This is a genomic window from uncultured Gimesia sp., assembly GCF_937910335.1.
Lineage (GTDB): Bacteria > Planctomycetota > Planctomycetia > Planctomycetales > Planctomycetaceae > Gimesia.
Map to the genome: position 1 here is coordinate 1 of NZ_CALEMX010000335.1, position 10,023 is coordinate 10,023.

The window sequence follows — 10,023 nt, forward strand, 5'->3', positions numbered from 1 at the left end:
AGAATGTACGACTTATTCACATCAGCCAGTTCTCGAATTTTTTGGGGAAGCCCGACGGTCGAGACGGTGATTTTTCGCGCACCGATTCCCATGCCTCCTTTGTGATTGAGCGTATCCAGTGCGGGGATCAAAGCAGAGAGATTCGCAAGTGGCTCTCCAATTCCCATGACGACAATATTCGAAACGCGTTCATCTTCGCCGATGACCCGATCCAGTCTCAGGATCTGTTCCAGAATTTCTCCCATCGTCAGATTGCGAGTCAATCCCAGCAGGCCACTGGCACAGAAGACGCAGGCCATGGCACAGCCAACCTGCGTGCTGATACAGACGGTGTTTCTTTTGGGTTCCCGCATTAACACGCATTCCACGTGATGGCCATCGTGTAGTTCCAGTAACAATTTTTCAGTGCCGTCTCTGGATGTCTGATGTTTCACAATGGTCGTTGAAAACAGCCGAAAATTTTCTTTCAACAGGTCACGAAACTTCTTTGAAATATCGTGCATGGCATCAAAGTCGTTGACACGTTTAGTGAAAATCCAGCGTCGAATCTGATCGGCACGATAGGACGAAGACTCATGCTGAATACACCATTCGGCGAGTTGATCGCGGGTCAGGTCGGTGATCAAGGGGAGCGGGCGGACTTCTGAAGAGTCTGTCTGCGGAGTATCATTGTCGGAAGGTAGCATGGTTTCTTGGCTCAAGCAGGTATGCTCGCAATCGATCTATGATGCCGCGAGCAGAGAACGCAAATTAGTCCGTTAGAAATCCAGCCTGGTATCATACTAATGGCTGGGTATACAGTAAAGCTATCATAGCGGTGTCGTAGTCATAAGACTACTATTTCTCTGCTCTCTTTTTTCGATTCTGATATCAGCGAACCATGCAGACAGCTAAGTTACGGTACATTAGTCATCTTCAAAAACTCAGCCAATCAAAAGACAAACAAGCGGAAAACGCTACATATCAAGGGTTTTTATGAATTTGTCTCACTGCTTGAGTTTTAGTGAAATGTCCTTTGAACGGTGTGCGGAGGCGGGTTTATGTAGCACTTAGCGTAGCACTTTTTTAAATGAATTTGTAACCGGGTGAAGTTTCATGTTGGACGGAATGTAGATGCCGTTTGGTGGGGTGGTTTCGTGATTTACTTATGGACCTTAGGAGCCGTGTGCTGAATTTATACCGTTCATTCCAGAGAATGGATGGTCTATAAGAGAAAAGGCTGGAACTTTATTTGGTGAAAGTATCTCTACATCCTTGATTGGGGTAATTTTCTTATGGTTTATCCGTTACATGCTCCCTGAAAGACTTAAGCAGTAGACCACTTGGTTAAAGCCGAAGGACAGCTAAATGCACCGATTACTAGCTTTACTCGCTCTACTCCCATCTCCGCTCTTGGCCGAGCCCACAGAAGTAATCCATATTCTGAATCATCATTATGTCTCGCGGGATGATTACGAACAAGACGTATGGATTGAAAATGCACATCCAGTTAACGGACGGGGCGTTTATGTATCTCCGGTCAAAGAAAAAAGAATTACTCCCATCTTTCGATTCCCTGTCAGATTCCAAATGAAAATTCTTGAATATCAAAAAGAATTAGATGAAAGATATTCAGCGTTTCTTGATAACGTTGAAGCAATCCAGGGACAACAGGTTACAGTTCTCAAGAGTCTAATCAAGAAACACAATCTCAAGGGCGTCTACCTTGAAGGACTGACAGAGAAAAATCACGGGAGAACAATGAAGATTATTGAGACGATAAAGAAGGACGAGAAAACCAAAACTGAGAAGGATGAAAAAGCAAAACCGAAATCAAAGAATCCAGATGATGAATTCGGAGAACTCACCTTTGACTCGCTCTCCAAGGCCGCCGACGACGAGTATTTTAACGCTTTTATTGCTGCTATAAACAAAACGCATCTACTCGAACTCGGAGCTGCTGGACAACTGGTTGTTAAAGGTGAACTCAAGACGTTATTACCGGCTGAAGACTCAAAGGCTTTTCAGGCCGCTAATCCGTTCCTACCTGATGGAAAGATCGTGTTCAACAAAAAGGCCGACAAAGCCCGAGAGGACGCGATTGTCAGGAACCTACTGAAGGGTAACGGTGTCGTGGTGATTATATTGGGCGGCGCTCACGATCTGTCTGACAACCTAGAACGACTCGCTAAGGGTGTGAAATACACGCGGGTTGCAGTGTCGAAATATAAAGAGATTATGAATAATTAAGCTAGTAGCTAAAGAGCCAGCGCTTTAGTCATCGTCAGGTGGTGCGGGAAAGCTGATGACGGTCCCTTTTTTCTTTTTGCTATCCTTCTTTTTGTCGTCTTTCTTTTCTTTGGAAGATTTCACGTCATAGATAAGAGTAGGGGTGAGAGCAGGAATCGCCGGTGGTGATTGTGGAATGGAAAGATCCGGTATTGTAAGTATAGGAAGTTTCGGTTCAGTCTTTACCTGCATGAATTCTTCACTTTTTGGAATCAGAGGTTGAGTATCCTTAGACAGTTGAGGAGTCTCAGGAGTAATCATCGGTTTTTCACGAACAATTCTACGGCCGTCATCATTGATGGCATCACCATGAAAGGCAATTCTCTGCCCTTGAATCTCTGCACCCACAATTCGAAAATGTTGGCCAGGGGGTGGTTTCAGCGCGAATTTCATCGCAGGATTTCGTTTTTGAGTATTGGAAGATGCCAGCATCAGATCGAGAGAAGAACCATCGGGATATTTGAGACGCAATTTGGGTTGCGCGTCAGCTGTTGTGGAATTTGCAAAGGGATTACCAAAATCGGCAACGCGTTCGAATCGTGCCTGGATTTCATTTTTTCCCGCTACCAGTCTCGGTCGGGAATAGGTTTTGTTGGCCATGATCAGTTCTGAATTCGACATATGCAAATGCCAGTTTCCTGTCGAGGCAATGACGATATCATCAGGACCAAAATGCAATTGTTTATAAATATATAACGAAGATTCAATCTGAGCCGTCGCGACCTGAGGCGTTTTATTGGCTCCGAGAAACATGGCGCATTGAATCAAGGTCGGAACGGGCACTGATTGTACGATCTTAGGTTGACTCAACTGGGCTATCATCTTCTGTTTGTTGTTGGTGGCATAATAGAGTGACAGCAATGCAACGGAACTCTGCTTTGATTCCAGATCCACATCAAGATTGCGCAAAATAGCTTCTTCGGCCTGATCATTTTTCTGATACTTTTGCAAAATACGTGAGCAGAGAAGATTGGCTTCCCAAACATCGCTGGAATAGGTCTGTGATTTTTGAGCCATCTTTGCAGCGCCGGGTTGTCCCAGATAGTCGCGTATTCCAGCCAGATTTGCAGTTCCTGAAGCCAGCATATCATCACGACGAAAAAAACCATCGCCGACGGTTTCAAGCTGATTATATGTATCAGAGGCTGCGAAAAGTTGTCCCTCAGATTGCTGAGTGCGAGCGACGTAGTACCAGTACGGAGGGTAATGGCTCATAAAGCGTTCCAGGCGCTTTAAAATTCGCAGGCGAACTCGTGGATTCGGTTCACGCATCGCCTGGTCGAGCGATTCCAGATCGTCGTCTCGAATCAGCCAGTCATCGGGAATATTTTTCTCTTGCGCCAGTTTCCAGAATGTATCCATAAACAGAGTGGATCTGGAAATCACGGTTTCCATTCGTTTCTTGTCTACTCCCCAGACATCCAGGTCTTTTTGTGCTTCGACATTTCGATAATCCCACCAGCTGTTGGCTCCATTGCGGACGGCATTGCCAAACTGCAGTGTTAAAACATCGGTAGACAAGGCGAGCGCATTTGTCGCCATTTTCTGGCGTGAATGATATTTGTGTTTATTTTTGAAGTATTCTTTTTCCTGTTCCGCGATTTCAACCTGACCGATTTCGTCGAGGACCGAAGAATAAAGTTTGATAACTTCTTCGTCTCCCACGCCATTCAGATTGAGGTTATTCAGGATTTTTTCGCGTTCCTCATACATCACTTCTTTAGAGCCGGATTTCTTAATCCGATAGAAGGAAGCGCGGCAGTAGTTGAGTGCCACCGCGGTTTTGCCGGCTGAGGGATGCGGTTCTTTTTTGGTATCTTCAGCGCGTAACAGGATCATCTCTGGCCCATTGAGTGTGAAGGCAATCAGAAATAGAACTGTTGGAAATCGGAGAAGAGTCGGCATTGGATCTCCTTAACTGCCGATCAGTATCAGTAACAGTATTTTGGCAGGGCTGTATTTTTGATAGTTAATGTGTTGTGCATCTATCATGGAAATTAATTTCATTACCATAAATTTACACCATGAATGAGCCCTGTGTTGGCTTTACCTGACTTTTTGCTCAATTTTTCGAGTCTCTGAACTCTTTAAAGGCCGGTTGTGTAAAATGGGGTGAGTTTGTCAGGTATTTGTATCAATGGCATCCAGATTCTTATGAGTGGGGCAAAAAAATCCCACTGATCCTCGAAGGAATCAGTGGGATAATCGAATCAATGGAGTATTTTTAATACTCAGGCCGCTTGGGATTGGCGCGGTGTTTCTGAGTAAAGCGTGGGGAATTGTGAGGAAGACAGTCGCCCCAGGCTTTCAGCGATACCTCTTACGATAGTTTCCTGTTGCGTTTCTGTCAGCTCCGAGAAAATCGGTAGTGCCAGACACTCACTTGAAACAAGTTCGGTTTCTGGTAGATCTCCTGCCTGATAGCCAAGATATTGGAAGCATTGTTGCAGGTGTAAAGGACGGGGATAGTAAATGGCACATCCTATATGCTTTTCTCTCAAGTCATTAAGTACTTTATCCCGCTGTCCTCCTTTGACACGAATACTGTATTGATTATACACGTGTCGCCGATCCGGCAGGACTGTTGGTGGATCGATGCAATCAAGTAGCTGATAGTGACGGATCAGGGCATTGTAGCGGCGTGCGTTTTCCTGACGCTCTGTAGTCCACAGGTCAAGGTGCTTTAACTTAACCCTTAAGACGGCAGCCTGTAATGCATCAAGTCGACTATTGATTCCAATTTCCGTGTGTTGATAACCGCCGACGTCTCCATGAACGCGTAAACGTCTGATGCGAGTGGCCAGTTCGGGATCGTCAGTAGTGACAAGCCCGCCATCTCCAGCACCTCCCAGGTTTTTTGTAGGGAAAAAGCTGAAGCAGCCAATGGTACCTAATACGCCCGCGCGTCGACCGCGATATTCTGCTCCAATGGCTTGTGCCGCATCTTCAATGACCGGAATTCCATTGCGAACGGCATTTCTCCAGATCGGTTCCATATCGGCACATTGTCCAAAAATATGAACCGGCATGATGGCCTTGGTGCGTTCGGTAATTTTACTCTCAATGGATTCGGGGCAAAGATTCATGCTGACAGGATCAATGTCGGCAAACACTGGGGTTGCACCAACGCGAGCAATGGAGCTACCAGTGGCAAAAAAGGTGAAAGGGCTGGTGATGACTTCATCACCGGGTCCAATTTCCAAGGCCATTAACGCCAATAGCAGAGCATCCGTTCCAGAGGCGACACCAATGGCATTTCGGGAGTCACAATATTCAGCGATATCGCACTCAAATTCAGCGACTTCATCTCCGAGGACAAATGCCTGATCGTCGAACACTCTCAGGACCGTTTCCTGAACTTCGGATTTAATTCTCTGATACTGGGCGACAAGATTGATGAAAGGGACAGGTGTGGGGGTGTTTTTGGTCATTCAGCGACTCCATTCGCTATGTGAATCCGGTTGGTCCGTATTCAAAAACAGGTAAATTAGTAGTTTTGAGAGACTTAGTACACCTAATATTCGGTCAAGGTGCAGATATTTGAATCACATTGAGTTATTTCCATCTTGGATTTTTCAGCCATGATTCAAAATTTCGTTGGTAGATTATGCCGAGAACCATTTTCTGTCAATATGTGTCGAACTGAAAAGTAGCGATGCCGGCGGTAGATTTGAGAAGTTGTTGTCATGGCCGGTCAGAGCTAATTTCGCAATCTGCCAATGATTGGCTTTCAGATTGCCGATAGTAGAAGCATTGTCAGTATTTATGCTCGTTTTGACAGCCTTGACACCTGTTTTTACGAGTTCTAGGATGAACTTGCAATTCAAGGTTGAAACAAGATTCAGAAATCGACTATATAAGAATTATCTATCTGTCAGGTGCGAAATAGAGTTATTCTAAATGCCCGGCAGGTAGTTATTAGATATTTGAAGCCTATACTGTTTGAGTAGGTTTCAAACCGAGTGTTTATCTCCATTAGAGTAAAGTCCAGAAAGGAAAACTCATGACGCACGTAGTTACAGAGGCTTGCTTCAATTGCAAATATACAGATTGTGTCGTAGTTTGCCCTGTTGAGTGTTTCTACGAAGCAGATTCAATGGTTTATATCAATCCAGATGAGTGCATTGACTGTGAAGCATGTGTTCCTGAATGTCCGGTTGAAGCCATTTATCATGAAGATAACGTTCCAGAAAAATGGCAGGATTATATCCAAATCAACGCAGAAAAGTCGCAGGAACTGCCTGTGATCACCGAAAAGAAAGAGCCTTTGGCCGATAACTAGCCTGTATCCAGGTTTACTGTAGCGTCTCCAAGGCCCTATGGTTAAATGGGATTCGTTCTAGTTGCCTGAGAACTCATATTCTGCATGAAGATCTGAAAAAATAAAACACCCCATTACCGGTTTGGTAATGGGGTGTTTTTGATTAATCGATGACCTTGAGTCGTTGTCCCAATTCTCTGAGAACTTCGATATCGCTGTCAGGCCTGGTCGGGCTTTGTGGATGTGTTAAGTTGGTTTTTGTCCAGCCTCGCAGATGCAGAAACTGGGCAGCCGAGTGTTTATATGCTGCCGACGGGCTGCGAAAAGTGAAATACCCCAGATACTGTAATTGATCATTCAGTTCATAAAATGCAGGATCGCCGGCGGCCCAGTAGGCATCACGCTTTGCAAACAGATCGGGTGCAAAGGTACTTAGTCCCAGCAGATAATCACTACCGTATTGGACCATATCGATGCCGAAATCATTGCCTGTGAAGATTTTGAAATCGGGCCGTTTCTGATCGCGAAGCTGCAGGCGTTCCCATTCGGGTTCGCGATGGAACGAGGAATGTTTGGCTCCGATACATTGTAGCATTTCCATCAATGCCGCATAGGTTTCCAAATCATACACTGCTCCAAAGGGAAGCAGGTCCCTGGTTAATTCAAAGGCAATAAAACGGTCCGTGTTGGCAGCGATCGTCCGATAGGACTCCACAATTTGAGCCGGCGCTTGATCGACTAAACCGTATGACTGAAAAATGACCGGCGTTCCACCATATTCCTGTATCAGATCAATCTTTCTCTGATAACCTGCAGCGTCGAAACCGGCACCCGGCTGATCGCTGACGAACGCTCCCGCCACAAAGGGGGCACCACTGAGCGTGTCTCGCGCGATGTTCAGGACTTCGATAAACGTGGACTCATCGATGAGGTTCACGTATCCCGTATCCATATTAACAGCAGGAGTGATTCCCACTTCTGCTGTTCTGGCGACATGTGATCTCAATGAATCGCGATCAATTTCCCCGGATTCCAGATAAGGGAGCAATACAGCAGAGATCCCCGTAATTTTTCGACGAGGTTTGATCATACTGACAGGGTCATATGTAGCTTCTGGCATTTGAGGGTTCCTTGCTATATATTCTATGTTGTTATTGATTCTGGCAAATCAACTGTCAGGATACCAAATTCGCGTTCGATCTTGGAGGCATACATGAGTTTTCAACACAGAGTTTATTTCAGTTGCTTCTTTTCACTCAGTTTGATTTGTTCCTCCATAAGTGCCGTGGATGCGGCTCAGAAACAGAAACCGAATGTCCTGTTTTTATTCACTGACGATCAACGTGCAGACACCATTCATGCTTTGGGAAATCCTCTGATTCAGACTCCGCATCTGGATGAACTGGCGCGGAGCGGGTTCGTGTTCAACAATGCCTATTGCCTGGGAAGCAACTCGGGGGCGGTCTGCGTTTGCAGTCGAAATATGCTGCTCAGCGGACGAACCTATTTCCGTTGGACGGGCCGTTTTGCTTCCGCGAAGAAACCGAATTTTCCCGATTCCATGAAAAAAGCGGGTTACTATACCTACCATCATGGCAAGAAAGGAAATACGGCAGTCGAGATTCATAAACGCTTCGATCAATCGAAGTATTTAAATGATCAACAGGTGCGATTACTGGGACAGCCCGGAAAAGAAATCGTTGACAATGCCATTCAGTATTTAAAAACAAAACAAGACAAGCCCTTTTTTATGTATCTGGCGTTTGCCTGTCCGCACGATCCACGTGTTGCTGATCAGGAATATCTGGATCTCTATCGTCGCGAAAAAATAACACTACCAAAAAATTATTTGCCTTTGCATCCCTTCAATAACGGGGAGCAACTGGTGCGCGATGAGTTACTGGCTGGCTTTCCTCGAAGCAAAGCCGAAGTCCGGAAGCATTTGCATGATTACTATGCCGACATCACCGGTCTGGATGGCCACATCGGACGGTTACTCAAGGCACTCAAAGAGAGTGGTGAATATGACAATACGGTGATTATTTTCTCTTCCGATCATGGTCTGGCAATGGGCAGCCATGGCTTGATGGGAAAACAAAGTCTTTACGAACACAGTATGAAATCGCCACTGATTTTCAGTGGGCCGGGAATTCCAAATGGCAGTAGTGATGCGCTGGTTTATCTCTATGACATTTTTCCCACTGTTTGTGAAATGGTGGGAACGGAAGTACCTCAGGGACTGGATGCAGACAGTTTCTGGCCTGTAGTAACGGGTAATCAATCTCGAATTCGGGATACGCTGTTTACCTCTTATAAAGAGGGACAGCGATCTGTGCGCGACAAAAGATGGAAATTGATTACCTATCCGCAGATCAACAAGTCACAGCTGTTTGACTTGCAAAACGATCCTGATGAAACAACTAACTTATTTGACCAGTCAGCCTGTCAAACTCATTCAAAACGATTGTTGGCGAAGATGAAAGGCTGGCAGAAGAAAGTCGGGGATACCAGCCCGCTGGTATCTTCTACTCCTCAAGATGCCATATTTAATGTTCCGACACCTGCAGAGCTCGAAAAGCTGAAGCAGCCCCGGAAATCTAAAAAGAAGAAAAACAAAAAGAAATCATCGTAAGCAAGATCGAAAACTCAATGCAATCTGAAGAACGTCCGCCGATTCGTTTAGACCAGTTTTTAAAACAACAGGGCGCTGTGGGAACGGGAGGGCACGCCAAGGTTGTCATCCAAGCTGGAGAAGTGACGTTGAATGGCGTGATCGAAACCAGACGTAGCAAACAGCTGTCACCGGGTGACATCGTCGCTTATGCCGATGAACAGTGGTGCGTTGAATGACGTTCGTCCCAATCACCTCACGGTTTTACGGCAGAAGCTGAAAATACTGCCAATAATCACCACGAAGACAATCAATGCGAGATAGTCTGTGAGAGTGGCATCGTCCCAGAGACCGAGAAAATAATAAACCCAGCCGTCAATCCAGAATTCCATCTGAAGCCCTCCCCGTTACAGGCCCGCAACGAATTGTGGTATGACTAATTCTACCCTCTGCAGAGCTTCAGGTTTGAAAGAAAGTGGAATGATATATTAAGAAACATTGATGGTTGTTTTTTAGAAACGGGGTACTTGCTTGAGTGACTCAATTTTTTTGGCTTCCGCTTCAAAGTCGGTATCGTGGGGAACCAGTTTCTGGAGCTGTAATAATGTTTCCTCCGCTTCTGGAATCAGTGAGTAAAACAGTTGATATTTAAGCAATAACTTTAACACTCGCGGCCTGTTGGGAATGACTGTATTCACCCGTTCAACTAAATGAAGTGCCTTTCCCGGCACTCCGTATTCTTCGTACGATTGAGTCAGAACCGAAATATCCGGGAGGAGCTCTGCTATCTGTTGTGCTGTTTTGACATCATGTTTCTGTTTCGGTTTATTTAACCCGCATTTCCCAGATGACTTCCCTCGCTTTGGCACGTAATTTGCGCCAT

The 10,023-nt window shown here is 45.5% G+C and carries 10 protein-coding genes; 4 read left to right on the plus strand and 6 right to left on the minus strand.

The genetic code is table 11. The features are described from left to right. A partial coding sequence (gene rlmN, locus Q0668_RS13350; protein WP_298865471.1) for a 23S rRNA (adenine(2503)-C(2))-methyltransferase RlmN occupies nucleotides 1-701 on the minus strand: 701 nt, incomplete at its 3' end. Between the two features lie 868 nt (nucleotides 702-1,569). Between rlmN and Q0668_RS13355 the strand changes: the two genes are divergently transcribed. Then, nucleotides 1,570-2,229, plus strand: coding sequence for a hypothetical protein (locus Q0668_RS13355; RefSeq protein ID WP_298865474.1), 660 nt, complete (start codon nucleotides 1,570-1,572; stop codon nucleotides 2,227-2,229). Between the two features lie 24 nt (nucleotides 2,230-2,253). On the opposite strand, the gene Q0668_RS13360 is transcribed toward Q0668_RS13355, so the two are convergent. After that, nucleotides 2,254-4,173 (minus strand): hypothetical protein, encoded by a 1,920-nt coding sequence (locus Q0668_RS13360; RefSeq protein WP_298865476.1) that lies wholly within the window; start codon nucleotides 4,171-4,173, stop codon nucleotides 2,254-2,256. Nucleotides 4,174-4,499: 326 nt separating this feature from the next. Beyond that, nucleotides 4,500-5,699 carry a DegT/DnrJ/EryC1/StrS family aminotransferase gene (locus tag Q0668_RS13365; RefSeq protein ID WP_298865478.1) on the minus strand — a complete coding sequence of 400 codons (1,200 nt, stop codon included), beginning with the start codon at nucleotides 5,697-5,699 and terminating at the stop codon, nucleotides 4,500-4,502. 572 nt (nucleotides 5,700-6,271) lie between these two features. On the opposite strand from Q0668_RS13365, the gene Q0668_RS13370 reads away from it, so the two are divergent. Continuing rightward, nucleotides 6,272-6,550 (plus strand): ferredoxin family protein, encoded by a 279-nt coding sequence (locus Q0668_RS13370; RefSeq protein WP_298865480.1) that lies wholly within the window; start codon nucleotides 6,272-6,274, stop codon nucleotides 6,548-6,550. A gap of 142 nt (nucleotides 6,551-6,692) precedes the next feature. Here the strand turns inward: Q0668_RS13370 and Q0668_RS13375 are convergent, their stop codons facing one another. Next, the gene (locus Q0668_RS13375) at nucleotides 6,693-7,649 is read right to left on the minus strand and encodes a dihydrodipicolinate synthase family protein (RefSeq protein ID WP_298865482.1); all 957 of its coding nucleotides are present in this window, start codon (nucleotides 7,647-7,649) and stop codon (nucleotides 6,693-6,695) included. A 93-nt stretch (nucleotides 7,650-7,742) separates the two neighbouring features. On the opposite strand from Q0668_RS13375, the gene Q0668_RS13380 reads away from it, so the two are divergent. Then, nucleotides 7,743-9,161 (plus strand): sulfatase-like hydrolase/transferase, encoded by a 1,419-nt coding sequence (locus Q0668_RS13380; RefSeq protein WP_298865484.1) that lies wholly within the window; start codon nucleotides 7,743-7,745, stop codon nucleotides 9,159-9,161. Between the two features lie 17 nt (nucleotides 9,162-9,178). Continuing rightward, nucleotides 9,179-9,379, plus strand: a complete 201-nt coding sequence (locus Q0668_RS13385; protein ID WP_298865486.1) for an RNA-binding S4 domain-containing protein — start codon at nucleotides 9,179-9,181, stop codon at nucleotides 9,377-9,379. A 12-nt stretch (nucleotides 9,380-9,391) separates the two neighbouring features. Here Q0668_RS13385 and Q0668_RS13390 read toward each other — a convergent pair whose 3' ends face one another. Together Q0668_RS13390 and Q0668_RS13395 are read right to left on the minus strand one after the other, a co-directional pair. Further along, complete coding sequence (locus tag Q0668_RS13390) at nucleotides 9,392-9,532, minus strand: hypothetical protein (RefSeq protein ID WP_298865488.1); 141 nt, start codon at nucleotides 9,530-9,532, stop codon at nucleotides 9,392-9,394. A 120-nt stretch (nucleotides 9,533-9,652) separates the two neighbouring features. Then, nucleotides 9,653-10,023: hypothetical protein (locus Q0668_RS13395; protein WP_298865490.1), on the minus strand; the 371-nt coding region annotated here is incomplete at its 5' end.